The following is a 25,915-nucleotide window of genomic DNA, read 5'->3' on the forward strand; positions in this document are numbered from 1 at the left end:
TATCATTGACTTGTTAATAATTACCACCGGAATGACTTATGAGCTATCGCGTTATTGCCCTTGATCTCGACGGCACTCTGCTGACCCCCAATAAAACCATACTCCCTGAATCGCTGGAAGCGCTGGCGAAAGCCCAACAGGCTGGCGTAAAAGTGCTGATCGTCACCGGTCGTCATCACGTGGCTATCCATCCTTTTTATCAGGCACTGGCGTTAGATACACCTGCAATCTGCTGTAATGGCACCTATTTGTATGATTATCAGGCGAAAAAGGTGCTGGCGTCCGACCCGCTTGCCAAATCGCAGGCGCAACAAGTGATTGAGATGCTTGACCAGCAGGCGATTCATGGTCTGCTGTATGTCGATAACGCCATGCTGTACCAGACCGCCACCGGTCATGTTACCCGCACCCTGAACTGGGCGCAGTCACTGCCGGAATCTCAGCGTCCGGTATTCCTGCAGGTCGACAGCCTGGCGGAAGCGGCGCAGTCTGCCCAGTCAATCTGGAAATTCGCGCTCTCCCATCCTGATACCCGCGCATTACAGCAGTTCGCTGACAAAGTAGAGCAGCAACTTGGTCTGGCGTGCGAATGGTCATGGCAGGATCAGATTGATATCGCCAAAGGGGGTAACAGCAAAGGCAAACGTCTGGCGCAGTGGGTGGAATCGGCAGGCTATCAGATGAGTGAAGTGCTGGCATTTGGCGATAACTATAACGACCTCAGTATGCTGGAAACCGTGGGCTTAGGCGTGGCGATGGGCAATGCCGACGAGGCGATCAAAGCGCGCGCCGGCCGGGTTATCGGCACCAACCTCGAGCCGGGCATTGCGGAAACCATTTACCGCGAAGTGCTGTAATCAGGACGTTATCGACACGCTTTTAATCTGCGCATACAGCCACATTCCCGGCTTTATCGCCAGTTCATCGCGAGCCCAGGGCGTAATTCGCGCCCACAGCTCGCGGTGGCCAATTTGCAGCCTGACCTCGACCTGACCCTCAATATCCAGCAGTTCGGCCACCCGCGCCGGCAACACATTGCGTATGCTGCTGTTAACCGGCGGCTGCAAGACCAGCGAAACGTCGGCAGAGTGAATACGAATGCGCAGCGGCGTTTTCAGCGGCACTTCCAGCCGACTGACCCAGATATGCTGATCGCCAAGCGCCAGCGCGGTCATCTGATAGTGCGGATGCTGTTCCAGCACCTGCACCCGCAGCACGCTACTTTGGTCGGCACGCGGCAGCCACGGACGCATCGCGCTGCTGCTCCACACCTGCTCCAGCGCGCCGAACGCTTTCACTTTGCCCTGATCCAGCACCAGTACGTTATCAGCCAGCTGCAATATCTCATCCAGACTGTGCGACACATACAGCAACGGAATATCCACCCGCTGCGCCAGCTTTTGCAGCCAGGGCAACAGTTCACGTTTACGCGGAATATCGAGCGAGGCCAGCGGTTCATCCAGCAGCAAAATTTCCGGTGCGCTCAGCAGCGCCCGGCCAATTGCCACCCGCTGCTTTTCGCCGCCGGACAGCGACCACGGGAAGCGCGTCAGCAGCGGTTCGATACCCAGCAGCTGCACCAGACTGTCGAACTGCGACTGCATGCTCTTCGCCATGCCGTAGCGCAGATTACCGCGTACCCGATAGTGCGGGAACAGCCGCGCATCCTGAAACACATAGCCAACGCGGCGCTTTTCCGGCGGTAAATTAACGCGGCTTTCCGCGTCACTCAGCATCCGGCCATTCAGGCGGATAAAGCCTTGCTGCGGCTGCGTTAAACCACTGATGGCATTGATCAATGAAGTTTTACCCGCGCCGGACACCCCAAAAATCGCGGTGATACCCTTCGCGGGCAGCTTTTCGTTGATCGTCAGCTGATGATTTCCCAGCCGCTGACTGAAGTTAAGTTCCAGCATCAGGCCCCCAGCCGTTTGCGGCCCCAGCGGGCCAGCCATTCGGAAACCAGCAGCGATGCCAGCGCCAGCACGATAGCAATCACGCAGAGTCGCGCCGCCGCGCCTTCCGCACCCGGCGTTTCAATCAGCGTATACATCGCCAGCGGGATGGTGCGCGTTTCGCCGGGAATATTTGAGACAAAGGTAATGGTGGCACCAAACTCGCCCAGCGAACGGGCAAAACCGAGCACCGTGCCAACAATAATCCCCGGCAGCGTTAACGGCAGGGTAATGGTGAAAAACACCCGCCAGCGCCCGGCACCCAGCGTGCGTGCCGCCTGCTCCAGACGGGTATCGACAGCTTCCAGCGCCAGCCGAATCGCGCGTACCATCAGCGGAAACGCCACTACCGCCGACGCCAGTGCCGCACCGCGCCAGCTAAAGGCAAAGCTGAAGCCAAACCAGTGATACAACCCTTCGCCGATAAAGCCGCGTCGCCCCATCGCCACCAGCAACAGATACCCCACCACCACCGGTGGCAGTACCAGCGGCAGATGGATCACACTGTCGAGTAACGCTTTACCGGGAAAATCACAGCGCACCAGAATCCATGCCATCAGAATGCCGAGAGGTAAGCTGAAAATAACCGCCAGCGTCGACACTTTCAGGCTGAGTTCAATCGCCTGCCATTCGGCATCACTCAGTATCATGTGCGAGGCGCAAATCCATAGCGTTTAAAGATAACTGCCGCTTCCGGGCTTTTCAGGTACTGAAAGAAAGCGCTGACGTCAGCAGAAGGGTGAGGGTTAACGACTGCCATCGGATATTCAACCGGCTTGTGGCTGTCGGCCGGGAACGTCCCCACCACCGTCACTTTTTTGCTGGCAATTGCATCGGAACCATACACAATTCCGTAAGGAGTTTCATCGCGCTCAACCAGCGCCAGCGCCGCACGCACATTGTTGGCACGCGCCATCACCGGAGCAAGCGTGTCCCAGGCACCAAGGTGTTGTAATGCCTCTTTGGCGTAGATGCCCGCCGGCACATGATCCGGGTCGCCGACCGCCAGACGTTGCCCTTTTAGCAAACTTTTCCAGTCGGTGGTGTGGCTGATGGTGACCGGCTGCGGCTGGCTGGCGGTCGGTGCAATCAGCACCAGCTCGTTACCCAGCAGCGTGTAACGCGTCTGTTTATCGACGCTGTGTTTATCAATGGCGTAATCCATCCACTGCTGGTCAGCAGAGATAAACAGATCCGCCGGTGCGCCCTGCTCAATCTGCCGCGCCAGCGTCGAAGATGAGGCAAATGAAGAGACAATTTTCACCGGCTGCTGCTGCTGATACTGTGTGGCAATATCCTGCAACGCATTGGTCAGCGAAGCCGCAGCAAACACGGTAATGGTATTTTCTGCCGCCACCACGTGGCCCGCCAGCGATAAAGTTACAGCTGCGCCGGTAAACCAGCGGCTCCATTTAACAGACATAGCACTCTCCAGGTTACGTTATATACGCAATAATATAACGACGATTCAAAAGCTGTCATGCGGTTTATCGACGGGAATGGGAGGAAGTTTAGCGGAGAAAACAGAACGCCTGACAAAGTCAGGCGTTGAAAACAGGATTACTGGCGGTTTTTAGCCGGCTGGTCGTCACGATGACCAATTTTGGAGATGACGTTAAACACTTCTCCAAGGCCATAAATCGCACCAAGGATAATGGCCATCACCACCGGCACCATGATGATTGCGAATGCCAGACTTTTTAATAATTCAAACATGGAAGCCTCATCTGAGCTGTGCAAAAAAACTATTGTAACGGCAGCAGAAAAAAGTGCACTGACCTTTTGTGCGCTTTACTCTGCGCTGACTCAGTCGAGCTTACACGGAACGGTCAGCTGGCGAATCCCGCACTGCCCGTTCAGCAACCCGACCAGCTGCACCGCCGCCGCCTGTCCGGCATCACTAAAGCCTAAATCCACCGACACGGTATCGGGAAACAGAAAGCTCAGCAGCGGCGTATGACCAATACTGCATATCTTCAACGGCGTCTGTGGATGCTGTTGCACATATTTAATCGCACCCAGCGCGATAGTATCCGAAGCGCAAATCAGCGCGCTGGTATCGGGTTTAATCACCTTTGCCGCCAGGCTGAAACCACTCTGATAGCTGAGATCGCCCAGTGCCGCACTTGGCGTCAGGTTATATTGCTGACAGGCATCACGATAAGCCTGATGGCGCAGCCGCCCGGTAGTTTCATCTTTTTCCGCCACGCCGATATAGCTGATGTGCTGATGTCCCTGTTGCTGCAACCGCTTCATCAGCAAACTGACCGCACCTGCATCATCAAAGCAAACCGAGGATAATCCGGCATACTCCCGCACCATTACCACCATTTTGCTTTGCCATTCCAGCAACATCTCACTGTGCAGGCCGGTAAAACCAAACAGAATCACCCCATCAACATTGCGCTGATGCAGCACGCGTAAATGCTCGGTGACCAGATCGGGTTTGAGCAAACTCTCCATCAGGATTGAGTCGTAGCCCTGCTCATAAAGCAGCGGCAAAATGGCCCGCACCGCCTGATTCTCAGAGGGGGAATCGAGACGGGAAACAATAATGCCGATGATCTTATCGCTCTGGCCGCGCATCGCCTGCGCAGATTTCGACGGAATAAAGCCGTGTTCACGGATCACCGCTTCTACCCGCTCACGGGTTTGCTGGCTCACCTTGCCATCGTTATTCAGCACGCGGGAGACAGTGGATTTGCCGACGCCGCTCAGGCGAGCGATATCTTTGATGGTAAGACGCGGTTGAGATGATTGCATGTTATTGAAGAGTAAGCCTTGTCCGGGGCAACACTGCCATAAAGCCAATACGCTGAGTGTATCACCTCTGCCGCTGCCAGTGATCTGTCCGATGATTTAAGCCGATAAACGCAAATATTTTGTGACTGCAATCATAAATGGGAACGTTCCCACTTATCGTAAGCGCGGTTACCGGGGCGGAATCCTCTCCGCCCCTGTCACATTCTCTGCCGGTGCTTTACACTCTGCCCCATGTTTTTTTGCCGGGGAATTCTATGCAGGCGGACATTTCACTTATCATCAAGCTGCAACAAAAACTGTTTGCCGATCCACGGCGTATTGCGCTGTTGAAACAGATCAAACATACCGGCTCGATTAGCCAGGGCGCGAAACTGGCGGGCATCAGTTATAAAAGCGCCTGGGATGCGATCAATGAAATGAATCAGATGGCCGACCGGATGCTGGTTGAGCGTGCCACCGGCGGTAAAGGCGGCGGCGGCGCGGTGCTGACGCAGTATGGCGATCGCCTGATCCAGCTGTTTCAGCTGATGGAGCAAATTCAGCAAAAAGCGTTCGACGTATTGCAGGACGATCGGTTGCCGCTCGACAGTCTGCTGGCCGCCATCTCGCGTTTTTCGCTGCAAACCAGCGCGCGCAATCAGCTGTTTGGCACCATCACCCAGCGCGATCGCTTACAGGTGCAACAGCATGTCGAAGTGTTGCTGGCTGATGGCGTCAGCCGGATTAAAGTGGCGCTGACTGAACAGAGTGCCGACCGCCTGCAACTGAGCGCCGGTAAACAGGTTCTGATCCTGATTAAAGCGCCGTGGGTGGAAGTGACGCGTGTGGCAATCGCGGCGGATAATCAACTGGCCTGCACCATTCGCGAAATTGAAAGCGCGCCCCATCAGAGCGAAGTGCTGCTGTCGCTGGCCAGCGGTGAAACGCTGTGTGCCACGGTGCCGGCTCAGGTGGTTGAGCAGCAAAAGCTCCAGCCTGGCGATGCGGTTACAGCATATTTTAATGCCGATCGCGTCATCATCGCGACGCTGCTCTGAAAGTGCGTATCCCGTTTGACATTGTGTTACGCAGTGGTTAAAACCATCAGTACAATGCATTAAATGGGATAAAATATGGCTGTATTGCAAATTACGCAAGGCACGTTTCGTCTTAGCGATACCCGAATACTGACCCTCAACGATCTTACCCTGCACAGTGGCGAAAGCTGGGCTTTTGTTGGCGCTAACGGCAGCGGAAAATCTTCCCTGGCGCGCGCCCTTTCCGGCGAACTGACTCAACTGACCGGCACGCGTCAATGTCAGTTTCAGCGCCCTGCCCGCCTGTCGCTGGAACAGCTGCAAAAACTGGTGGAAGAGGAGTGGCAGCGCAATAACACCGATTTGCTCAGCCCAGGCGAAGATGACACCGGCCGCACCACCGCGCAGATTATCCAGCATGACGTGAAAGATGCGGCGCGTGCGCAGCAGCTGGCGACACAGATGGGCATCAGCCATCTGCTCGATCGCCGGTTTAAATATCTCTCCACCGGTGAGACGCGTAAAACCCTGCTGTGCCAGGCGCTGATGGCGCAACCCGATTTACTGATCCTTGATGAGCCTTTTGATGGCCTCGACGTGCAGTCACGCAGCAATCTGGCGACGCTGCTCGGCGAACTGCACCAGCAAGGTTTGACGCTGGTGCTGGTACTGAACCGCTTTGATGATATTCCCGACTATGTGGAAAAAGTGGGCGTGCTGGCGGAATGTAGCCTGACGCACGTTGGCGTGCGCGCGGAAATCCTCGCCCAGGCGCTGGTGGCGCAGCTGGCGCACAGTGAAAAACTGGCGGGCATGGCGCTGCCGGAAGCCGATGATCCCGGCGTGAAGCCACAGCTGGCGGCGGACGCCGCACGTATCGTGCTGAAAGATGGCGTGGTGTCGTATAACGACCGCGCGATCCTGCACAACCTTAGCTGGGAAGTGAAACCCGGCCAGCACTGGCAGATTGTCGGCCCCAACGGTGCCGGTAAATCCACCCTGCTGAGCCTGGTCACCGGCGATCATCCGCAGGGTTACAGCAACGATCTGACGCTGTTCGGCATCCGTCGCGGCAGCGGGGAAACCATCTGGGATATCAAGCAGCATATCGGCTATGTCAGCAGCAGCCTGCATCTCGATTACCGCGTCAGTTCCAGCGTGCGCAATGTGATCCTGTCCGGCTACTTTGATTCAATTGGTATTTATCAGGCGGTTTCCGATCGCCAGCAGCATCTGGCAACCCGCTGGCTGGCGCTACTCGGCATGGATAATGCCAGCGCCGATGCGCCATTCCACAGTCTGTCATGGGGGCAGCAACGACTGGTGCTGATTGCCCGTGCGCTGGTTAAACATCCGACGCTGTTAATTCTTGATGAGCCACTGCAAGGGCTGGATCCGATCAACCGCCTGCTGGTACGCCGCTTTATTGATGTGCTGATTGGCGAGGGGCAAACTCAGTTGCTGTTTGTTTCGCATCATGCGGAAGATGCGCCGCAGTGCATTACTCACCGTTTGACCTTTGTCGCGGAAGGCGAAACCTGGCGTTATCAGCAGGAAGCCCTGAGCTGACTGCCGTTGTCAGACCGGTCACTCGACGGTCTGCACCTTTCGAATGTAACCGCTACCACTTTACTCGCTACTTTAAAGATTCACTCCTGCACACATCGTTACCTGGCCTGACAAGTAAGAATATTCAGCTTGTGTAAACGATTCCATTTATTCAGACTTGATCACGCTTTCCTCTGCGTGAGTGTGCTATTTTTTACCCAGGCTCTCTTTGCTTTAATTAGGTTATCAGGACTGAAAATGGAAAAATTTAACCCGGTCGATCACCCGCATCGCCGCTATAACCCGCTGTCCGATCAGTGGGTACTGGTTTCTCCGCACCGTGCTAAACGTCCATGGCAAGGCGCACAGGAAACGCCGTCGCAAGATAAATTACCGGCGCACGATCCTGACTGCTTTTTATGCCCGGATAATACTCGCGTTACCGGCGACAAAAACCCGCACTATACCCACACCTATGTGTTTACCAATGACTTTGCCGCACTGATGACCGATACCCCGGATGCGCCGCAAAGTGACGATCTGCTGATGCGTTGCGAAAGCGCGCGCGGCACCAGCCGGGTGATCTGCTTCTCGCCGGATCACAGCAAAACGCTGCCGGAACTGTCACTGACAGCGCTGGAACAGGTGGTGCGCACCTGGCAGGAGCAGACCGCGGATCTCGGTCAGCACTATCCGTGGGTGCAGGTGTTTGAGAACAAAGGCGCAGCGATGGGCTGTTCCAACCCGCATCCGCATGGACAGGTGTGGGCCAACAGTTTCCTGCCTAATGAAGTAAAACGTGAAGATGAGCTACAGCGTCGTTATTACCAGCAACACGGTACGCCGATGCTGGTGGATTACTGCGCGCGTGAATTAAATGACGGCAGCCGCACGGTGGTGGAAACCGAACACTGGCTGGCGGTGGTGCCATGGTGGGCGGCGTGGCCATTTGAAACCCTGCTGCTGCCAAAAGCATCAATCAAACGACTGGTGGATCTGACGGATGCCCAGCGTCAGGATCTGGCGCTGGCGCTGAAAAAACTGACCAGTCGTTATGACAACCTGTTCCAGTGCTCTTTCCCTTACTCAATGGGCTGGCACGGCGCGCCGTTTAATGGCGAAGAGAACGATCACTGGCAGCTGCATGCCCACTTCTATCCCCCGCTGCTGCGCTCGGCGACCGTCCGTAAATTTATGGTCGGCTACGAAATGCTGGCTGAAACCCAGCGGGACTTAACGGCGGAACAGGCGGCTGAACGCCTGCGTTCTGTCAGCGATATTCATTTCCGCCAGACCGGAGCATCACAATGAGTTTACAAGCCATTACCCAGCAGATTTTCAGCGACAAATTTGGCTATCCGTCCACGCATCTTATTCAGGCGCCAGGCCGCGTCAATCTGATTGGCGAGCACACGGATTACAATGATGGTTTTGTACTGCCGTGTGCCATTGATTATCAGACAGTGATTGCCTGCGCCAAACGTGACGACCGCCAGGTGCGCGTTATTGCGGTGGATTACGACAATCAGCAAGATATCTTCTCGCTGGATGCGCCAATCGACAGCGTGCAGGACAAAATGTGGGCTAACTATGTGCGTGGCGTGGTGAAACATCTGCAACTGCGCAACAGCGGGTTTGGCGGCGTTGATATGGTGATCAGCGGCAATGTGCCGCAGGGTGCCGGTCTCAGCTCCTCCGCCTCGCTGGAAGTGGCGGTCGGCACGGTATTGCAGCAGCTCTATCAGTTGCCGGTGGATGGCGCGCAGATCGCGCTGAATGGTCAGGAAGCCGAAAACCAGTTTGTCGGCTGCAACTGCGGCATTATGGATCAGCTGATCTCCGCGCTGGGCAAAAAGGACCACGCGATGCTGCTCGACTGCCGCACGCTGGGTACCCGCCCGGTATCGATGCCGGAAGAGATTGCCGTCGTGATTATCAATTCCAACTTCCGTCGCAGTCTGGTCGGCAGCGAGTACAACACCCGCCGCCAGCAGTGTGAAGCCGGTGCACAATTCTTCGGAAAATCTTCGCTGCGCGACGTTGATATCAGCGAGTTTAACGCGGCTGAGCAGCAGCTCGACCCGGAAGTGGCAAAACGCGTGCGTCACGTGCTGACGGAAAACGCCCGCACGCTGGAAGCCGCCGATGCGCTGAGCCGCGGCGATCTGGCGCGGATGGGCGTGCTGATGGCCGAGTCCCACGCGTCAATGCGTGATGACTTCGAAATCACCGTGCCGCCGATCGACCTGATTGTCGACATCGTAAAAGAGGTGATTGGCGATCAAGGCGGCGTACGCATGACCGGCGGCGGTTTCGGCGGCTGCGTGGTGGCGCTGATGCCATTTGATCAGGTCGACAGCGTGAAAGCGGCGCTGGCCGAACAGTATCAGGCGAAATCCGGCATTAAAGAGACGGTCTATATCTGCAAAGCCTCAGAAGGGGCGGGCCAATGCTAAATCAACCTCAATCGCTGGCCCCGGACGGCCAGCCGTGGCGCATTACCGTGCTGCGTAACCAGAACGGGATGGTTGTCACCTTTATGGACTGGGGAGCCACCTGGCTCTCCGCCCGCGTGCCGATGAAAGATGGCTCGGTCCGCGAAGCCTTGTTAGGCTGCGCCACCCCGTCAGACTATCTGCATCAGGCGGCTTATCTGGGGGCCACCGTCGGTCGCTACGCAAACCGCATCGCCAATGCGACGCTGCAACCGGGCAATATCCGACTGGCGGCGAATCAGGGCGAGCATCAGCTGCACGGCGGCCCGGAAGGGTTCGATAAGCGCCGCTGGCAAATCGTCAGCCAGAGTGAAACTGAAGTGCATTACCGCATTGATTCGCCGGATGGCGATCAGGGTTTCCCCGGCAATCTGCTGGCATCGGTGCGCTATCATCTCGATGACAACAACTGCCTGTCGATTGACTATCAGGCAACGGTCGATCAACCCTGCCCGGTCAACCTGACCAACCACGCCTATTTCAATCTTGATGCACAGCATGGCGATGCGCGCCAGCATCGCCTGCAACTGCTGGCGGACCACTATCTGCCGGTCGACAGTAACGGCATTCCAGTGACCGGCGAACAGGGAACAAATTTAAAACCGGTGACCGGGAACAGTTTTGATTTTCGCCAGCCGAAAACCATCGCCGCAGAGTTTTTGCAGGATGACGATCAGCGCGCCGTGAAGGGCTACGATCACGCCTTTCTGCTTAATGCGCGGGGCGATGACAGCCAGCCAGCCGCCGAGCTGTGGTCGGCTGACGGCCAGTTACAGCTGACGGTACATACCGCCGCGCCAGCACTACAGTTCTATTCCGGCAATTATCTGGACGGCACCCCCGCACGTGAACAGGGCGAATACGCCGCCTTTCAGGGCATTGCGCTGGAGAGTGAGTTCCTGCCCGATTCGCCAAACCATGCGGAATGGCCACAGCCGAGTTGCTGGTTGCAGCCAGGTGAAACGTATCAGTCAGTGACCCGCTATACCCTGACCGCAGGCTAAGCATCAGGATGAAAAACGCGCACTGCGTTCGCCCCAGGCTTACGCCGTGCGCAGATTTCAGCTATGGTAGAGAGATACAGGTTGTCAGAATGGCAATCAGTACCCAGTGTCGATGCCGTTGCCGCCGCTGAATCATTGACTACGGTCAATGAGCGAGACGAATGGGGCTGCAGCGTCGGCTGACCGGGGTATAATCGCTTTCATAGAAATGTCAGATGATTAAGGAGTTAAGCTATGGCTGTAACTAAGCTGGTTCTGGTTCGTCACGGCGAAAGCCAGTGGAACAATGAAAACCGCTTCACCGGATGGTATGATGTTGATCTGTCCGACAAAGGTCGTACCGAAGCAAAAGCAGCAGGCGAACTGCTGAAAAAAGAAGGCTTTGCTTTCGATTTTGCTTATACCTCCGTGCTGAAACGTGCCATCCACACTCTGTGGAACGTTCTGGACGAACTGGATCAGGCCTGGCTGCCAACTGAGAAATCCTGGAAGCTGAATGAGCGTCACTACGGTGCGCTGCAGGGTCTGAACAAAGCTGAAACCGCTGAAAAATACGGTGACGAGCAGGTTAAGCAGTGGCGTCGTGGCTTTGCCATCACTCCACCAGAACTGACCCGTGAAGATGAGCGCTTCCCTGGCCACGATCCGCGTTATGCCAAACTGACTGACGCAGAACTGCCACTGACCGAAAGCCTGGCGCTGACCATCGATCGCGTTATCCCTTACTGGAACGAAAGCATTCTGCCACGCATCAAAAGCGGTGAGCGTGTGATCGTTGCTGCACACGGTAACTCGCTGCGTGCACTGGTAAAATACCTCGATGACCTGAGCGAAGATGAAATTCTTGAGCTGAACATCCCGACCGGTGTTCCGCTGGTGTATGAGTTCGACGAGAACTTTAAACCGCTGAAACGTTATTATCTCGGAGATGCCGATGAGATTGCCGCGAAAGCCGCAGCCGTCGCAAACCAGGGTAAAGCGAAGTAAAAAAAAATCCGCCGAAAGGCGGATTTTTCATTCTGCTGCCGCAAATTAGCCGCGACGCGCTTTTACCGCTGCCGCCAGCTGGCGCAGAACGGTTTCAGTATCTTCCCAGCCAATACAGGCATCGGTAACGCTTTTGCCGTAGACCAGCGGTTCACCGCTCTCCAGATTCTGATTGCCTTCCACCAGATGGCTTTCAATCATCACGCCAATGATCGCCTGTTCACCACCGGCAATCTGCCCGGCGACATCTTCGGCCACGACCATCTGCTTCTGGAACTGCTTGCTGCTGTTGGCATGGCTGAAATCGATCATCACCTGCGCCGCCAGACCGGCTTTTTCCAGCCCGGTTTTTACGGCGCTGACATGATGTGCACTGTAGTTTGGCTCTTTGCCACCACGCAAAATGATATGACAGTCGCGGTTACCGCTGGTTTCGACAATCGCCGAATGGCCGTACTTGGTTACCGACAGGAAGCAGTGCGGCGCGCTGGCCGCATTGATTGCATCAATCGCCACTTTAATCGTGCCATCGGTGCCGTTTTTAAAACCCACCGGGCAGGATAAGCCGGAGGACAGCTCACGGTGCACCTGTGATTCAGTGGTACGCGCGCCAATCGCGCCCCAGCTCATCAAATCAGCCATATACTGCGGGGTGATCATATCAAGGAACTCACCGGCGGCAGGCAGGCCGCTGTCATTGATATCCAGCAACAGTTTACGCGCGATGCGCAGACCGTCATTGATCTGGAAGCTGCCATCCATATGCGGATCGTTGATCAATCCTTTCCAGCCGACCGTGGTACGTGGCTTTTCAAAATAGACGCGCATCACCACTTCGAGGCTGTCGCTTAACTCTTCACGCAGTTTCAGCAGCCGGGCACCATACTCTTTTGCCGCTTCGGTATCATGGATGGAACAAGGTCCAATCACCACCAGCAGACGGTCATCTTCTTTTTTAAGAATATTGTGAATTGCCTGACGGGCACGGGAAACAGTTTCAGCAGCTTTTTCCGTGGACGGAAATTTTTCAAGCAGAGCAACAGGCGGGAGTAACTCTTTTATCTCTTTGATTCGTAAGTCATCATTCTGGTAATTCATAACTTTTCCATTAAATTCTTTGCCCGGTGCGCACCGGGCCAACCTGAACAATTTATCCCGTAGAAACTGTGGTGTAAATCGACTCTGGCGTTTTTGCGTCATCGCAGATTTGCGTTTTATGCCTGCTTTACTACACTTTTAATCGTAAACACTTAAAAAATTCGCATTTACACCACAATTGTTCGCATTGTGATTTAAAGTCGCGATTTTGTATTGCCTACATGATTTTTTATCAGTTTACGCGCCGTATCGGGTTGAGCTCGACAACCAACAGATAATTAACAGGAGCATAATGATGAATAAGTTCGCAATCGTCTTTTTAACCGCCGCCATGACTTTAGGCAGTGGTGCAGCAATGGCCGCCGGCAACAACGGTACTGCTAATCAGGCCGCAGACGCGGGTGCAGCAGCAGGCGGCGCTAAACAGAATTTGCCACCTAACAATGTTGATAACAGCCAGATCAACACCGGTGGTAGCACCTCTGGTACCGCGACCGACAGCAGCAATATGACGGCCGATGAAGTGCATAAAAACGCTCAGTGTAAAGACGGCAAATGCCCGGACGTGAATAAAAAAGTGGAAACCAAAGTAGGTGGCGGTGACGTTAACACCAAAACTGACGGCACCACGCAGTAATGCCCGTGGGAGAGCTTCGGCTCTCCTTTGATTTTGTTGCATCCCTCCCCCGCTCCGCTATGCTGAACGCCTTGATAATATTCGGATCTCATCATGGCCACTCTGCTGTTAATCGACGATCATCCCCTGGTTCAGGTGGCGCTTGAAGCTGCCCTGACTCGCTCGCCGATTCCGCTCCAGCTTTTTGCCGTCAGTAGTGAACAGCAGGCACGCGACTATTTACGTGATCACCCGGTTAATTTAATTATTCTCGATATTGGCCTGCCGGACAGCGACGGACTGGAACTGCTGAAGCGCCTGAAACACCGGGATGAAAATCAGGCGGTGTTAATCTACTCCGCGCAAGAAGAGCGGCTGTATATTCGTATGGCTCAGGCCGCCGGTGCAGCCGGCTATATTGCCAAACGCCAGCCGATGGAAAAACTGCTCGCCGCCATTCTGGCGATACTCGGTGGACAGCGTGCTTTTCCCGATCTCAGTGAGGCAGACAACCCGGCTACCGCCAGCCTGACCAGTAAAGAGAGGCAGATTCTTGCGCTGCTGGCACGCGGCCTTTCCAACCTGCAAATTGCTGAACAGCTGCATATCAGTAATAAAACCGTCAGCACCCATAAAAAAAATATTCTCGATAAGACCGGTACCCACTCGGTGGTTGAGCTGGCCGCTTTATGGAAAGCGCAGCAATGAAGTGGTTGCGCATGCTGGCCGCGTTCTGCCTGCTGATCAGCGTCAGTGCCCCTGCGGCGTATCACGCCATCAGCAGCATTTCACTGCCCGGCGCGATGATGCCCGCTGCGGAGATGCGTCCCTGGCAGGGCAAGCTGCTGCGCGTCGGGATTATTGATGACCACAGCACGCCATGGAATATTGCCGTCGGCAACGACCTGTATGGCATTAACGCCGACTATCTGGCGCTGATAAGCCACAGCTCCGGCATTCAGTTTACTATTGTCGGCTATCCCGACTGGCCGGCGCTGCTGGCGGCGCTGCAACAGGGTCAGCTCGATCTGCTGTTTGGCGTGCCGCAATACCCGTTACCCGCCGGACTGCATGCGACTCAGCCATGGTACAGCAGCCCGTTGCGCATCTATCGCAACCGCAATAATCAGCGGCCGGTGATGTTTAATACTCAGGGCGCGCGCATCGCTATTGGTCAACAGACGCTGAAACAGGTGAATGCCGATTTTGCCCGTCAGCACCAGTTTCAGATCCTCGACAGCGATTTGCAGGCGCTGTACACCCTGCTCAACCAGCAAACGGACTATGTGGTGGCCGATGAGACCAGCGCCGGATTCCTGCTGAACCAGCTGCAACAGGGGCAGATCTATCAGCTGGAATCGCCGATGGAACCCGGCCAGCTGAATCTGCAGGCGGTGAGCAATAATAGTACGCTGGTTGCCGCTCTCGACAGCACGTTACGCCAGTTGCCAATGGATGTGGTCAACGAAATTCAGGGACGCTGGAATAGCCAGCTGCCGCGCTATTTCGACACCAATACCGCCCGTCTGACCCAGCTGGAACGCCAGTGGATCGAACAACATCCGGTGATCGAATATGCCGCGCTGGCCGACGACTATCCGTGGAGCTATCGCACCGCCAACGGTTCAGCCAGCGGCTATAGTGTCGAGTTACTTAATGCCATTGGCCAGAATACCGGGCTGCGCTTTCAGCCGCGCTGGGTAGACAACAGTCAGCAAGCGGCGAGCCTGCTGACACAGCCGCGTCCGATGCTGCAACTGATGCTGCCGCTGACCGGCAATGACAATATGCAAGGCAACTCTCTGCCGGTGTGGCGTGCACTCTGGGGTGTCTATATCGCCCATTCAGCGCATAGCATTCTGAGCTGGCAGGATTTGCAGGGTATGCGCATCGGCGTCAGGCGCGGCGATATCGCGGCTGAACTGGTGCCCGACAGCATGAATGTCATTCCGTTCGATAACAGTAAAGCGCTGTATGACGCGCTGGCTAACGGCCAGCTGGATGCGCTGGTGGATAACGTCCTGTCGGCGCGCTGGCTGATTCAGGCGCGCTATAAAGAGAAGATTCATCTGGCCTTTGCCGCCAGTGATACCGCCTGGCCGATTGCCATGGGCGTCAGCGCCGGGCAGCCGCTGCTGCGCTCGATACTGAATAAAGGGCTACAACAGATCCCGCCAGACACCCAGCAGCGGATGCGCGAGAACTGGAGTAATAATCCGCAACTGGCGAATGGCGATGGCGACAATATGCGGCCCATCTCGCGGTTTTTATTTATCGCCGCGCTGTTTGCCATCGCCTTTCTGTTGTTGCTGCTGCTGCGTCGCTATATCCAGCAGCGGCGCGAACTGCGTCAGCGCCGCCAGCTGGAGCAACAACGTGAGGAAGCGGAACGCGCCAACCAGATGAAAAGTCAGTTTCTGGCAACCGTCAGCCATGAGCTGCGCACGCCAATGCAGGCGATACTCGGTCTGCTGGAAGTAGAGCTGGCAAACCAGCCACAGGCCGGTAATCTGGCGGTGATCCACAGCAGCGCCGCTTCGCTGATGACCTTACTGAACGATCTACAGGATCACGCAAAGATCGAAAGCAATACCTTTACGCTGCATCCGCGTGCGGTTGATCTGCAACAATGGCTGACGCAGCTGGCCGATTTTTATCACCCGTTGCTACGTGAGGATGGCCCGGAATTGCAGGTCAGCGCGCTGACGCCATTGCCGCAAACGGTGATGCTGGACTGTGAGCGCCTGCAACAGGTCGCCAATAATTTAATTGGCAATGCGATCAAATTTACCCGCCACGGCACCATCCGCCTGACGCTGGCGCAAACTGACGCCGCGCAGCTCTGTTTGCAGGTCAGCGACAGCGGCAGCGGTATTGCGGCGAATGAACAGTCGCGGCTGTTTGAACCCTGGTATCAGACACCGTCGGGTAAAGCGCTGTCGATACAGGGCAGCGGCCTCGGGTTATCCATCTGTCGCGAGATTATCAACCGGATGGGCGGCAGCATCGAACTGCACTCGTTACCGGGCCAGGGCACCACCGTTACGGTGCGGTTGCCGCTGGTCACTGCCGATATCGATAGCCTGGCGATCGCGCCACCCGCGGCCGCTGAGAGCGACACACTGCCGCTTAACCGATTACGGGTGGCTATCGTTGACGATCACCCGACCAATCTGCTGGTTATGCAGCAGCAGCTGGCACATTTTGGCGTGATAGCGCAGACCTTTGATAATGGCACCGATCTGCTGCGCGCCAGCAGCCAGCCGCCGTTTGACCTGGTGTTTATCGACTACAATATGCCGCGCCCGGACGGCAGCACGGTGGCGCGTATTCTGCGTCGACGTTACCGTCACCATCCGCAGCCACCGACGCTGGTGCTGTGCTCTGCCGACGCGCAGTCGGCCACGCCCGACTATGCCGATGCGTTTTTGTTAAAGCCGGTGTCGCTGGCGGATATCGCCGCGCAGTTGCACCGCCACGTTCAGCAACCCTTCGATGATCTCGATGCCCGCATTCAGCGGCTGGCTAACCATCAGCCAGAATTTGTTGTGCGCATTGTGGCTACCCTGAGCACGGTGCTGGCTAACGACCGCCAGGCACTGGCGGAAGCGCTCCGGCAGCAGCACTGGCAACAGGCAGAACAGATTGCCCACCGCCTGAAAGGTAGCTGGCTACTGCTGGGCTATCAGCAAGGCGAAGAACTTTGTCAGCAGATAATTGAGCAGGCGAAACAACACACCACCGACACGCCGGAATGGAATTTGTTGATATCATTAACTGAGAACCTACTGAAAAAACTGGAAGATTATGGCGCATCAACACAATCACACTGAAGGCGGGGGTAATCGTAACCGGTTACTGGCTGCATTTATCGTTACGGCGGTTTTTATGGTGGCCGAAGTGGCGGGCGGCATCCTCTCCGGTTCGCTGGCGCTGCTGGCGGATGCCGGACATATGCTGACCGATGCGGCGGCGCTGCTGGTCGCGCTGTTGGCGGTGCAGTTTGCCCAACGTAAACCCAATGCGCGTCATACCTTTGGCCTGCTGCGCCTCACCACGCTGGCCGCTTTTGTTAACGCGCTGGCGCTGCTGGTGATTACCGTCTTAATCGTCTGGGAAGCGATACGCCGGTTTTATCAGCCGCAGCCGGTGACCGGTGGCCTGATGCTGGTCATCGCGGTGGCGGGCCTGCTGGCGAATCTGTTGTCATTCTGGCTGCTGCATCGCGGCAGTGAAGAGAAAAACCTTAACGTGCGCGCGGCGGCACTGCATGTACTGGGCGATTTGCTTGGTTCGGTGGGCGCGATTGTGGCGGCGCTGATTATTCTGTTTACCGGCTGGACACCCATCGACCCGATTCTGTCGATCCTTGTCTCGGCACTGGTGCTGCGCAGCGCCTGGTCACTGCTGAAAGAGAGTTTTCACGAACTGCTGGAAGGCTCACCCAGCTCGATTAACGCCGATAAGCTGAAACGTGATTTAACCCTGAGTATTGCCGAGGTGCGCAATGTCCATCATGTGCATGTCTGGCAGGTGGGCGAAAAACCGGTGATGACGCTGCATGTGCAGGTTATTCCACCTTATGACCACGATGCGCTGCTGCACCGTATTCATGATTACCTGCACCGCAATTATCAGATCGATCACGCCACGGTGCAGATGGAGTATCAGCCCTGTGGCGGTGATGACTGTGATTTAGGCCACTCCGGCCATCAACACACGCATCATCACCATCACTAAGGCATCAGGAGAGCGCGCGTGAGCCATGTTCGCGCGCGCTGCGCATCCACAACCAGCAGCCGTTCAGCGCAATCAACGTCAACAGCACATACTCCAGCGCCATCGCATAGACACCCTGACGCGCAAAGATACTGACGCTAATCACATTGATAATCACCCACAGCAGCCAGTTCTCGACGTATTTACGCGTCATCAGAATCATCGCCACAATCGACAACACCATCATGCAGGAGTCCCAGAATGGGAATGCATCGGGTTGCAGCTCCGGCATCGCCACACTGAATCCCAGCGCCTGCATAATTCCGACCGCAATCCGCGTCAGGAAAGCGAATACCGGATCGATAAAGCGGGTCATTAACGCAATCGCCAGCACGCTGGCAACGCCCCAGCCAATTGCTTTCGGCAACGACAGCCAGCGGATCTTCAGCTCGGCCTGATTATCCGCGGTCTGACGACTCCAGGCGTACCAGCCGTAAATATTGGCAGCAAAGAAGAACAGCTGAAGTAACAGGCTGGCGTAAAGCTGGATCTGGAAAAAAATCACCGCAAACAGTGACACGTTTATCAGACCAAACAGGTAGTTAATAATCTTCTCTTTACTCGCCAGCCAGATACATAACAGGCCAGCCAGCGTCCCGATCGCTTCAATCCAGGACAGATCGTAACCGCCTGCCCCAATCGGAATGTGAACCAGAATATTCTGCGTGCTAAAAAAATCCATACCGGCACCTTATGGCGGGGTATCAGGCGTTGCCCTTTACCTTAAGTTTGAGATCTGCAGCAAAAGATAGCATACGATTCAACGGGATCAATGCCGCCTGGCGTAAAGCCTCATCAACATGAATTTCATGCTGACTGCCGCCCTGCTCCAGCCCGTCGGCAATCGCCTTCAGTCCGTTCATCGCCATCCACGGACAGTGCGCGCAGCTGCGGCAGCTGGCCCCCTCACCGGCGGTCGGCGCTTCCAGCAGCTCTTTATCCGGACACGCCTGCTGCATTTTGTAGAAAATGCCGCGGTCGGTCGCCACAATCATCTGCGGATGCGGCAAACTTTGCGCCGCCTGAATCAGCTGACTGGTGGAGCCCACCGCATCCGCCAAATCGACAATCGCCTGCGGTGATTCCGGGTGAACCAGCACCGCCGCCTGCGGATAAAGCGCTTTCATCCGCTGCAACGCCTGGGTTTTAAATTCATCGTGCACAATACAGGCACCCTGCCAGCACAGCACATCCGCATCGGTCTGGCGGGTAACGTAGCGCCCAAGATGACGATCCGGCGCCCAGATGATTTTCTCACCGAGACTGTCGAGATGCTCGATCAGCTCAACCGCAATGCTGGAGGTCACCACCCAGTCGGCACGCGCCTTTACCGCCGCTGAGGTGTTGGCATACACCACCACGGTACGATCCGGATGGCTGTCGCAAAACCGATTGAATTCTTCAATCGGGCAGCCAAGATCCAGCGAACACTCGGCCTGCAATGTCGGCATCAGCACGGTTTTTTCCGGACTGAGGATCTTCGCCGTTTCGCCCATAAAGCGCACGCCAGCAACCAGCAGGGTAGACGCTGAGTGGTTGCTGCCAAAACGTGCCATTTCCAGCGAATCAGAAATACAGCCGCCGGTCTCTTCCGCCAGCGCCTGAATTTCCGGGTCAGTGTAGTAGTGGGCTACCATCACCGCATCGCGCTCTTTCAGCAGACGCTTAATTTTTTCCCGATAATGCTGCTTTTCATCAACAGACAGCCGCGCCGGTTTCGGCGGGAAAGGATACACTGCGGTTTCCGGATCGAACATCAGGCTCATATCACCAGTCTCGTTTCTTCGACTTAACGTTTTAAGCGAATTATCAGCATTTCATCCGACAGAAAGCGCCGGATGTTTTATATGCTAAACACGATAACCAAATTGTCTGCGCCTGTCGCTGATTTTTTAACTTTAAGCGGAAGATGTGAGCCAGATCATTCCAGCCGCACGGACTTGCCGGTTTCGATATCCAGTAAAAAGGCTTTGGTCGCCAGCCCGCCAGCAAAGCCGGTCAGTTTACCGTTGGCACCAATAACCCGGTGACAGGGAGCCACAATCGAAATCGGGTTCTTGCCGTTAGCGGCCCCGACGGCACGTACCGCTGTAGGATGACCTATTTGCCGGGCAATCTCGCCATAACTGCGGGTTTCGCCAAACGGAATTGCCACCAGCGCTGCCCAAACCCTTTTCTGAAACTCGGTGCCCACAAAGTCCAGTGGCAGATCGAAGCTGCGCCGCTTACCGGCAAAATAATCCTTCAACTGACGTTCGGTTTCCAGCAGCAGCGGATGCTGATTATTTTCTGTCACCGGGCTCAGGCGCACGCGTTTAGGATCGTCATCCTGCCAGAGGATCGCCGCCAGCCCGCGTTCGCTGGCCAGTAATGTCAGCACGCCGACCGGCGATGTCATCAGTTTGTAGTAGTAAGCCATTGTCTGCTCTCCGGTTACTGTCGCGGTGCACAATTAGCAACCGCGATCGTTGCGCATAGTATCGCTGATTTCCTGCCAGCAACTGGCCGTTTTCGGACATCAGAGTAAAATAGTTTCATGTCCGAAAATGGCCAGTCGCAGATGATGGCTTGCTTTACAGTAGAGGAATCTTTCCCCGTCAAGGAATCTCGCATTATGGATAACAATGCTGCTTATCAGGCCCTGACTTCCCGCGACGTGCGTTTCGACGGCGTATTTTATGTCGGCGTCACGTCAACCGGTATCTACTGCCGTCCGATCTGTCCGGTAAAAGCGCCGCGTCAGGAGAACTGTGTGTTTTTTGACAGTGCCGAAGCGGCAGAGAAAGCCTCATTTCGCCCCTGCCTGCGCTGTCGTCCTGAACTGGCACCCGGCAATGCGCCGGTTGACAACGCACACCGTATCGCCGGGCTGTTAGTGCAGCGGATTGATGAAAGTGAAGAAGACGGTGAAAGCTTGTTTAACATTGCCAGGCAGTTGGGCATCAGCGCACGCCAGCTGCGGCGTATTGTTCAACAACAGCTGGGGGTTTCACCGCGCGAGCTTAAGCGGACACGACGCCTGTTACTGGCCAAGCAGTTACTGACCGAAACGCAGCTGCCGGTTACTGAGATTGCATTTGCCAGCGGTTTTACCAGTTTGCGCCGCTTTAATGACGCCTTTAATCGCCAGTACCGCATGTCACCCAGTCGCTTACGTAAAGCTGCGACTGACGAGCACCAGCACGTTGATGCCGCTGACACCTCAACCCTGCAACTGAGCTATCGACCGCCCTATGACTGGCAGGCGATGCTGGCGTTTCTCCGCCTGCGCGCGATTAAAGATGTGGAGTTGATCACTGAGGACAGTTATGCGCGTACCGTGCGTCTGGGCAACTGCACTGGCTGGGTGCGTGTGACCCATGCGCCAGCGAAACACGCGCTGATGGTTGAGTTTACCCATTCGTTAACCCCGGTGCTGCCGGCGCTGTTACGGCGCTTACGCAACCTGTTTGACCTTGCGGCGCGTCCGGATCTGATTGCAGCTCACTTGCAACAGTATCCGCTGCTGCAACAGAGCGTGCTCAGTCATCCGGGCCTGCGGGTTCCCGGCGCATATGATGGTTTCGAAATGGCGATCCGCGCGATTCTCGGCCAGCAAATCACCGTCAAAGCGGCTACTACCCTCGCCTGCCGTTTTGCTGATGCTTTCGGCGCGCACATCGCTACGCCTTTTACCGAACTCAGCCGCCTGTCGCCGCTGGCAACGCGGATTACCGAGGCGAGTATTGATGATATCGCCAGCCTTGGGATTGTCAGTGCCCGTGCCAGATGCATTCTTGCCATGGCGCAGGCCTGTGCCTCTGGTGAGCTACAACTTGAAGCAGGCAACGACCCGGATAAAGCGATAGCTCAACTGGTAACATTGCCGGGTATTGGTCAGTGGACCGCCAACTATATTGCGATGCGTGCGCTACGCTGGCCGGATGCCTTTCCAAAAGAGGATATTGCGATACGAAACAATCTCGGTGGCGTCAGCGCAAAACAGGCGGAAGAGATGTCGCAGGCGTGGCGACCGTGGCGCAGTTATGCGGTGATGCATATCTGGAAAAATATGTCGGCGAAGTAAAAGGTGCCATCGGGCGGGGAATAATTCAGGATAGCGGTTTTCGGCTAATGCTGGTGGTTTAAGAAAAAATCGCCGGAATTTCTGGAATGCTGTAGGGGAGCCGTTTTCGGCTCCCGTCCTGATGGCACAGAAGGTGCTAACCCCTGGCACGGGCAGCGAAAACGCTGCCCCTACAACAGTGATATCAGAAACGAAAAAAGCACCCTTTGGGTGCTTTTTTCTGAATTTGGTGGGTCTTGCAGGATGACTCGGCCTGTGGCCTCGCCCTTCGGGCCGTTGCCGGAGGCAACGTTGTCTCGCTTTCGCTCGACCCGAACCTTTACGGTTCTCATCCTTTACGATTTTATACCGGTTACCACATAATAAGTGGTGGGTCGTGCAGGATTCGAACCTGCGACCAATTGATTAAAAGTCAACTGCTCTACCAACTGAGCTAACGACCCGCTGTGCGGTTTAAAACTTTACTATCCGATTACCACTAAATAAGTGGTGGGTCGTGCAGGATTCGAACCTGCGACCAATTGATTAAAAGTCAACTGCTCTACCAACTGAGCTAACGACCCGCAATGCGGTTTAAAACTTTTACTCTTCGAAGTGGTGGGTCGTGCAGGATTCGAACCTGCGACCAATTGATTAAAAGTCAACTGCTCTACCAACTGAGCTAACGACCCACTTTATTGCTGTCAGAGCGCTTTCACTTATGCCCTGTCAACGGCGGCATATATTACTGATTTGAATTTTCAGCGCAACCACTATTTTCCAATAAGTTGTTCAACTGCTTGCCTTTCGTGCGGCAAGACCAGAAATCACACGATATCTGGTCAAACCGCGACGATTACAGGCCCGCTGCGCGCTTTTGCGCCTGCTTTGCTGATTCAGTATTTGGATACTGTTTAACGACTTGCTGATAAACCGCTTTGGCTTTTGCATTGTCGCCTTTGTCCTGCATGATCACCCCAACCTTATACAGCGCTTCCGAGCTCTTAGGTGATTTAGGATAATTTTTCACTACAGTGGCGAAATAGTATGCAGCGTCGTCTTTCTTACCTTTGTTGTAATTCAACTGACCGAGCCAGTAATTGGCATTCGGCTGGTAAGTCGAATCCGGGTATTTCTTAACAAATGCCTGAAAAGCAGCAATCGCCTGATCGTATTGCTTCTTCTCCAGTACCAGCGCCACCGCTGCATTGTAATCCGTATTGGCATCACCGCTTTGCGCGGGTGCAGCAGCCGTGCTACCGCCGCCTGCAGACGCGCTGTCAGCCGCTGCACCCGCACCTGCGGACGCTGCATCGCCACCTGACGCGCCCTGAGCGCCGCCATTGCTGCTGAGACTGTCGATTTGTTGATAGATCTGTTTCTGCCGCTCAACGACCTGATTCAGCTGATAGCTACTTTCCTGAATCTGTCCGCGCAGCGAATCGATATCGCGCTGATTATCATTGAGTTGCTGCTGAAGTTGTTGAAGGAGTTGTCCCTGAGCATTAGAAATACGCTCAAGTGTGGTGACACGGTCTTCTACCGAGCCAGAGCCAACGCTACTGATTGACGCCTGGGCATTAGCGGCCCAGGGGGCCGCTACGCCAACCAGTAACGACAGACTCAACAGGTGAGTTCTGAAGCTACTAATCATGTGATTCTCTTAGTATACCAGTACGGCACGACGGTTTTTGGCGTAAGCCGCTTCGTCATGACCCAGTACAGCTGGCTTCTCTTTACCGTAAGAAACGATAGAGATCTGATCAGCAGAAACGCCTTTACCCTGCAGGTACATTTTCACGGAGTTAGCACGACGCTCGCCCAGGGAAATGTTGTACTCAGGAGTACCACGCTCATCCGCATGACCTTCTACGGTTACTTTGTAAGACGGGTTGCTACGCAGGAATGCTGCGTGCGCATCCAGCATCTGAGCGAAGTCAGAAGCGATGTCGTATTTGTCCAGACCGAAGTAAACAATGTTGTTTCTCTGCAGTTCTTGCATCTGCAGACGTGCCTGCTCTTCAGAAGACATGTTTCCATTGGTCATGCCGCCGTTAGAACCATCAGCACCCATACCGGTCTGATCGTTGTTGTTGTTTTTATGTGAGCTACATGCAGCCACAGCAATCACTGGCAGTGCCAGCAGTAAACCCTTCAGCACTTTGTTCAGTTGCATTTCTAAAATCCTATTATAGTTTGCTATACATATTTACACATGCATCACAGATACGGCGACCAGGCAGGAGATTTGACCTGTCCATCAGTTGCCGGAAGACGCGCTTTGAAACGCCCATCGGTCGAAACCAACTGCAACACGGAACCCATACCCTGAGTAGAGCTGTAGATCACCATCGTGCCGTTAGGTGCGAGACTTGGCGTCTCATCCAGGAACGTGTCCGTTAACGTTTGAACGGCTCCCGTTTCCAGATCTTGTCTGGCGATATGCTGCGCACCGCCATTGGTGCTAACCATCACCAAAGATTTTCCGTCGGTGCTGACATCAGAGTTCTGATTCTGGGAACCTTCCCAGGTCAGACGCTGTGGCGCGCCGCCGTTGATATTCACTTTATAAATCTGAGGGCGACCTGCCTGATCCGAGGTATAGGCCAGGTTCTGGCTATCCGGGAACCACGTCGGCTCAGTATTATTGCTGCGACCATCCGTCACCTGGCGCATCTGGCCAGAGGCAAGGTCGGTCACATAAATATTCAGGCTACCGCTTTTCGACAGGGCAAACGCCAGTTTGCTGCCGTCTGGCGAGAACGCAGGCGCACCGTTATGACGCGGGAATGAAGCAATTTGCTTAATTGCCCCGCTGGCCAGCGTCTGTACCACCAGCGCAGAACGACCGCTTTCAAAGGTCACGTAGGCCAGTTTGCTGGCATCCGGAGACCATGACGGTGACATCAGCGGCTGTGGTGAACGGTGAACTACCGCCTGGTTATAACCGTCGTAGTCAGAGACGCGCAGCTCATACGGGAACTGACCGCCATTGGTCGTGACCACGTAAGCGATACGGGTACGGAACGCGCCCTTAATCCCGGTCAGCTTTTCAAACGCTTCGTCACTGGCAGTATGGGCGGCAAAACGCAGCCACTGCTTAGTCACTTTAAATGAGTTCTGCGCCAATACAGTACCCGGAGAACCGGCGGTATCCACCAGTTGATAAGAGACCGTGAAGCTGCCATCAGCGCCAGGTTGCACCTGGCCGACCACCACAGCGTCAATACCCAGTGCGCTCCACGCCGCAGGCTGAACTTCAGAAGGTGAAGTCGGCTGCTGTGGTAAACGCGCGCGATCCAGTGGGTTAAATTTACCACTGTTACGCAAGTCAGCAGCGACAATACCGCCAACATCTTCTGGTGCAGCACCCGGACCATCCCATTTAAACGGCACCACGCCGATAGGACGGGCAGTGTTCACACCCTGGGTAATCTCAATACGGACTTCGGCATGCAGCACGGCTGCCCACAGAAGTAAAAAGCTTAACGCTACACGAAGTGCCTGCTTCATCATTTCTCCCTTATCTGAACCCGTAGTCCACGATAATTAGCAGTGTTTCAACGAACCATTAATGCAAAGCAATTTAGAGTACGGCATGTTTAACAT

The 25,915-nt window shown here is 55.2% G+C and carries 24 protein-coding genes, 3 tRNA genes and 1 other RNA gene; 12 read left to right on the plus strand and 16 right to left on the minus strand.

Annotation, left to right across the window (positions count from 1 at the left end; all coding sequences use genetic code 11):
• Nucleotides 1-38: 38 nt before the first annotated feature.
• The gene (locus tag NG42_RS00910; protein ID WP_052896821.1) at nt 39-857 is read left to right on the plus strand and encodes a pyridoxal phosphatase; all 819 of its coding nucleotides are present in this window, start codon (nt 39-41) and stop codon (nt 855-857) included.
• Here the strand turns inward: NG42_RS00910 and modC are convergent, their stop codons facing one another.
• From modC to treR, 5 genes are all read right to left on the minus strand, one after another.
• Nucleotides 858-1,916: a molybdenum ABC transporter ATP-binding protein ModC gene (gene modC, locus NG42_RS00915; protein WP_052896823.1), complete on the minus strand. Its 1,059-nt coding sequence runs from the start codon at nt 1,914-1,916 to the stop codon at nt 858-860.
• Entirely contained in the window at nt 1,916-2,605 is a 690-nt protein-coding gene (gene modB, locus NG42_RS00920) for a molybdate ABC transporter permease subunit (RefSeq protein WP_052896825.1), read from the minus strand. The genes modC and modB overlap by 1 nt, the downstream gene beginning before the upstream one ends.
• Nucleotides 2,602-3,378 (minus strand): molybdate ABC transporter substrate-binding protein, encoded by a 777-nt coding sequence (gene modA, locus NG42_RS00925; RefSeq protein ID WP_052896827.1) that lies wholly within the window; start codon nt 3,376-3,378, stop codon nt 2,602-2,604. The genes modB and modA overlap by 4 nt, the downstream gene beginning before the upstream one ends.
• Nucleotides 3,379-3,515: 137 nt before the next feature.
• The gene (locus NG42_RS21755) at nt 3,516-3,671 is read right to left on the minus strand and encodes an AcrZ family multidrug efflux pump-associated protein (protein WP_052896829.1); all 156 of its coding nucleotides are present in this window, start codon (nt 3,669-3,671) and stop codon (nt 3,516-3,518) included.
• 90 nt (nt 3,672-3,761) lie between these two features.
• Nucleotides 3,762-4,718, minus strand: a complete 957-nt coding sequence (gene treR, locus NG42_RS00930) for a trehalose operon repressor TreR (protein WP_052896831.1) — start codon at nt 4,716-4,718, stop codon at nt 3,762-3,764.
• Nucleotides 4,719-4,972: 254 nt separating this feature from the next.
• On the opposite strand from treR, the gene modE reads away from it, so the two are divergent.
• The 6 genes from modE to gpmA all read left to right on the plus strand — a co-directional run bounded on the left by modE (nt 4,973) and on the right by gpmA (nt 11,768).
• Nucleotides 4,973-5,755, plus strand: coding sequence for a molybdenum-dependent transcriptional regulator (modE, locus tag NG42_RS00935; protein WP_052896833.1), 783 nt, complete (start codon nt 4,973-4,975; stop codon nt 5,753-5,755).
• A 75-nt stretch (nt 5,756-5,830) separates the two neighbouring features.
• Nucleotides 5,831-7,303, plus strand: a complete 1,473-nt coding sequence (modF, locus tag NG42_RS00940) for a molybdate ABC transporter ATP-binding protein ModF (RefSeq protein WP_052896835.1) — start codon at nt 5,831-5,833, stop codon at nt 7,301-7,303.
• Between the two features lie 237 nt (nt 7,304-7,540).
• Nucleotides 7,541-8,593 (plus strand): galactose-1-phosphate uridylyltransferase, encoded by a 1,053-nt coding sequence (galT, locus tag NG42_RS00945; protein WP_052896837.1) that lies wholly within the window; start codon nt 7,541-7,543, stop codon nt 8,591-8,593.
• On the plus strand, nt 8,590-9,738 hold the full coding sequence (gene galK, locus NG42_RS00950; protein ID WP_052896839.1) for a galactokinase: 1,149 nt from the start codon (nt 8,590-8,592) through the stop codon (nt 9,736-9,738). Before galT ends, galK begins: the two co-directional genes overlap by 4 nt.
• Nucleotides 9,732-10,781: a galactose-1-epimerase gene (gene galM / locus NG42_RS00955; protein ID WP_052896841.1), complete on the plus strand. Its 1,050-nt coding sequence runs from the start codon at nt 9,732-9,734 to the stop codon at nt 10,779-10,781. The genes galK and galM overlap by 7 nt, the downstream gene beginning before the upstream one ends.
• 234 nt (nt 10,782-11,015) lie before the next feature.
• A complete protein-coding gene (gpmA, locus tag NG42_RS00960; RefSeq protein WP_052896843.1) occupies nt 11,016-11,768 on the plus strand; it encodes a 2,3-diphosphoglycerate-dependent phosphoglycerate mutase in 753 nt (250 codons plus the stop codon).
• A 45-nt stretch (nt 11,769-11,813) separates the two neighbouring features.
• Here gpmA and aroG read toward each other — a convergent pair whose 3' ends face one another.
• Nucleotides 11,814-12,866, minus strand: coding sequence for a 3-deoxy-7-phosphoheptulonate synthase AroG (gene aroG, locus NG42_RS00965; RefSeq protein ID WP_052896845.1), 1,053 nt, complete (start codon nt 12,864-12,866; stop codon nt 11,814-11,816).
• 292 nt (nt 12,867-13,158) lie between these two features.
• Between aroG and NG42_RS00970 the strand changes: the two genes are divergently transcribed.
• The 4 genes from NG42_RS00970 to zitB all read left to right on the plus strand — a co-directional run bounded on the left by NG42_RS00970 (nt 13,159) and on the right by zitB (nt 18,222).
• Nucleotides 13,159-13,503 carry a YbgS-like family protein gene (locus tag NG42_RS00970; protein WP_052896847.1) on the plus strand — a complete coding sequence of 115 codons (345 nt, stop codon included), beginning with the start codon at nt 13,159-13,161 and terminating at the stop codon, nt 13,501-13,503.
• Between the two features lie 93 nt (nt 13,504-13,596).
• Nucleotides 13,597-14,190 (plus strand): response regulator transcription factor, encoded by a 594-nt coding sequence (locus NG42_RS00975; RefSeq protein WP_052896849.1) that lies wholly within the window; start codon nt 13,597-13,599, stop codon nt 14,188-14,190.
• On the plus strand, nt 14,172-17,315 hold the full coding sequence (locus NG42_RS00980) for an ATP-binding protein (RefSeq protein WP_052896851.1): 3,144 nt from the start codon (nt 14,172-14,174) through the stop codon (nt 17,313-17,315). The genes NG42_RS00975 and NG42_RS00980 overlap by 19 nt, the downstream gene beginning before the upstream one ends.
• Nucleotides 17,290-18,222, plus strand: a complete 933-nt coding sequence (zitB, locus tag NG42_RS00985; protein WP_052896853.1) for a CDF family zinc transporter ZitB — start codon at nt 17,290-17,292, stop codon at nt 18,220-18,222. Before NG42_RS00980 ends, zitB begins: the two co-directional genes overlap by 26 nt.
• Before the next feature lie 4 nt (nt 18,223-18,226).
• Here zitB and pnuC read toward each other — a convergent pair whose 3' ends face one another.
• The 3 genes from pnuC to NG42_RS01000 all read right to left on the minus strand — a co-directional run bounded on the left by pnuC (nt 18,227) and on the right by NG42_RS01000 (nt 20,680).
• Entirely contained in the window at nt 18,227-18,943 is a 717-nt protein-coding gene (gene pnuC, locus NG42_RS00990) for a nicotinamide riboside transporter PnuC (protein WP_052896855.1), read from the minus strand.
• A gap of 22 nt (nt 18,944-18,965) precedes the next feature.
• Nucleotides 18,966-20,027, minus strand: a complete 1,062-nt coding sequence (gene nadA / locus NG42_RS00995) for a quinolinate synthase NadA (protein WP_052896857.1) — start codon at nt 20,025-20,027, stop codon at nt 18,966-18,968.
• 155 nt (nt 20,028-20,182) lie between these two features.
• Nucleotides 20,183-20,680, minus strand: coding sequence for a methylated-DNA--[protein]-cysteine S-methyltransferase (locus NG42_RS01000; protein WP_052896859.1), 498 nt, complete (start codon nt 20,678-20,680; stop codon nt 20,183-20,185).
• 192 nt (nt 20,681-20,872) lie between these two features.
• Here NG42_RS01000 and NG42_RS01005 point away from each other — a divergent pair, with 192 nt between their 5' ends.
• A complete protein-coding gene (locus NG42_RS01005; RefSeq protein ID WP_052896934.1) occupies nt 20,873-22,327 on the plus strand; it encodes an AlkA N-terminal domain-containing protein in 1,455 nt (484 codons plus the stop codon).
• 227 nt (nt 22,328-22,554) lie between these two features.
• Here NG42_RS01005 and NG42_RS21760 read toward each other — a convergent pair.
• From NG42_RS21760 to tolB, 7 genes are all read right to left on the minus strand, one after another.
• A non-coding RNA gene (locus tag NG42_RS21760) (RtT sRNA) lies at nt 22,555-22,682 on the minus strand.
• Nucleotides 22,683-22,694: 12 nt separating this feature from the next.
• Nucleotides 22,695-22,770 (minus strand) — tRNA-Lys (locus NG42_RS01010).
• A 44-nt stretch (nt 22,771-22,814) separates the two neighbouring features.
• A tRNA-Lys gene (locus NG42_RS01015) sits at nt 22,815-22,890 on the minus strand.
• A 32-nt stretch (nt 22,891-22,922) separates the two neighbouring features.
• Nucleotides 22,923-22,998, minus strand: a tRNA-Lys gene (locus tag NG42_RS01020).
• A gap of 164 nt (nt 22,999-23,162) precedes the next feature.
• Nucleotides 23,163-23,960: a cell division protein CpoB gene (gene cpoB / locus NG42_RS01025; RefSeq protein ID WP_052896861.1), complete on the minus strand. Its 798-nt coding sequence runs from the start codon at nt 23,958-23,960 to the stop codon at nt 23,163-23,165.
• Nucleotides 23,961-23,969: 9 nt separating this feature from the next.
• Complete coding sequence (gene pal, locus NG42_RS01030) at nt 23,970-24,482, minus strand: peptidoglycan-associated lipoprotein Pal (RefSeq protein ID WP_052896863.1); 513 nt, start codon at nt 24,480-24,482, stop codon at nt 23,970-23,972.
• A 44-nt stretch (nt 24,483-24,526) separates the two neighbouring features.
• A complete protein-coding gene (gene tolB / locus NG42_RS01035; RefSeq protein WP_052896865.1) occupies nt 24,527-25,819 on the minus strand; it encodes a Tol-Pal system beta propeller repeat protein TolB in 1,293 nt (430 codons plus the stop codon).
• Between the last annotated feature and the right edge of the window lie 96 nt (nt 25,820-25,915).

Origin of the sequence: Winslowiella iniecta (genome assembly GCF_001267535.1) — a bacterium.
Classification (GTDB): domain Bacteria; phylum Pseudomonadota; class Gammaproteobacteria; order Enterobacterales; family Enterobacteriaceae; genus Erwinia; species Erwinia iniecta.

What these genes read in the sequence shown, in the direction of transcription:
- zitB (WP_052896853.1), top strand. Translation starts at nt 17,290, where the DNA reads ATGGCGCATCAACACAATCACACTGAAGGCGGGGGTAATCGTAACCGG.
- modA (WP_052896827.1), bottom strand. Translation starts at nt 3,378, where the DNA reads ATGTCTGTTAAATGGAGCCGCTGGTTTACCGGCGCAGCTGTAACTTTA.
- NG42_RS00970 (WP_052896847.1), top strand. Translation starts at nt 13,159, where the DNA reads ATGATGAATAAGTTCGCAATCGTCTTTTTAACCGCCGCCATGACTTTA.
- modC (WP_052896823.1), bottom strand. Translation starts at nt 1,916, where the DNA reads ATGCTGGAACTTAACTTCAGTCAGCGGCTGGGAAATCATCAGCTGACG.
- cpoB (WP_052896861.1), bottom strand. Translation starts at nt 23,960, where the DNA reads ATGATTAGTAGCTTCAGAACTCACCTGTTGAGTCTGTCGTTACTGGTT.
- pnuC (WP_052896855.1), bottom strand. Translation starts at nt 18,943, where the DNA reads ATGGATTTTTTTAGCACGCAGAATATTCTGGTTCACATTCCGATTGGG.
- aroG (WP_052896845.1), bottom strand. Translation starts at nt 12,866, where the DNA reads ATGAATTACCAGAATGATGACTTACGAATCAAAGAGATAAAAGAGTTA.
- treR (WP_052896831.1), bottom strand. Translation starts at nt 4,718, where the DNA reads ATGCAATCATCTCAACCGCGTCTTACCATCAAAGATATCGCTCGCCTG.
- NG42_RS00910 (WP_052896821.1), top strand. Translation starts at nt 39, where the DNA reads ATGAGCTATCGCGTTATTGCCCTTGATCTCGACGGCACTCTGCTGACC.
- tolB (WP_052896865.1), bottom strand. Translation starts at nt 25,819, where the DNA reads ATGAAGCAGGCACTTCGTGTAGCGTTAAGCTTTTTACTTCTGTGGGCA.
- galT (WP_052896837.1), top strand. Translation starts at nt 7,541, where the DNA reads ATGGAAAAATTTAACCCGGTCGATCACCCGCATCGCCGCTATAACCCG.
- modF (WP_052896835.1), top strand. Translation starts at nt 5,831, where the DNA reads ATGGCTGTATTGCAAATTACGCAAGGCACGTTTCGTCTTAGCGATACC.
- modE (WP_052896833.1), top strand. Translation starts at nt 4,973, where the DNA reads ATGCAGGCGGACATTTCACTTATCATCAAGCTGCAACAAAAACTGTTT.
- gpmA (WP_052896843.1), top strand. Translation starts at nt 11,016, where the DNA reads ATGGCTGTAACTAAGCTGGTTCTGGTTCGTCACGGCGAAAGCCAGTGG.
- nadA (WP_052896857.1), bottom strand. Translation starts at nt 20,027, where the DNA reads ATGAGCCTGATGTTCGATCCGGAAACCGCAGTGTATCCTTTCCCGCCG.
- NG42_RS00975 (WP_052896849.1), top strand. Translation starts at nt 13,597, where the DNA reads ATGGCCACTCTGCTGTTAATCGACGATCATCCCCTGGTTCAGGTGGCG.
- galM (WP_052896841.1), top strand. Translation starts at nt 9,732, where the DNA reads ATGCTAAATCAACCTCAATCGCTGGCCCCGGACGGCCAGCCGTGGCGC.
- modB (WP_052896825.1), bottom strand. Translation starts at nt 2,605, where the DNA reads ATGATACTGAGTGATGCCGAATGGCAGGCGATTGAACTCAGCCTGAAA.
- NG42_RS00980 (WP_052896851.1), top strand. Translation starts at nt 14,172, where the DNA reads ATGGAAAGCGCAGCAATGAAGTGGTTGCGCATGCTGGCCGCGTTCTGC.
- NG42_RS21755 (WP_052896829.1), bottom strand. Translation starts at nt 3,671, where the DNA reads ATGTTTGAATTATTAAAAAGTCTGGCATTCGCAATCATCATGGTGCCG.
- galK (WP_052896839.1), top strand. Translation starts at nt 8,590, where the DNA reads ATGAGTTTACAAGCCATTACCCAGCAGATTTTCAGCGACAAATTTGGC.
- pal (WP_052896863.1), bottom strand. Translation starts at nt 24,482, where the DNA reads ATGCAACTGAACAAAGTGCTGAAGGGTTTACTGCTGGCACTGCCAGTG.
- NG42_RS01000 (WP_052896859.1), bottom strand. Translation starts at nt 20,680, where the DNA reads ATGGCTTACTACTACAAACTGATGACATCGCCGGTCGGCGTGCTGACA.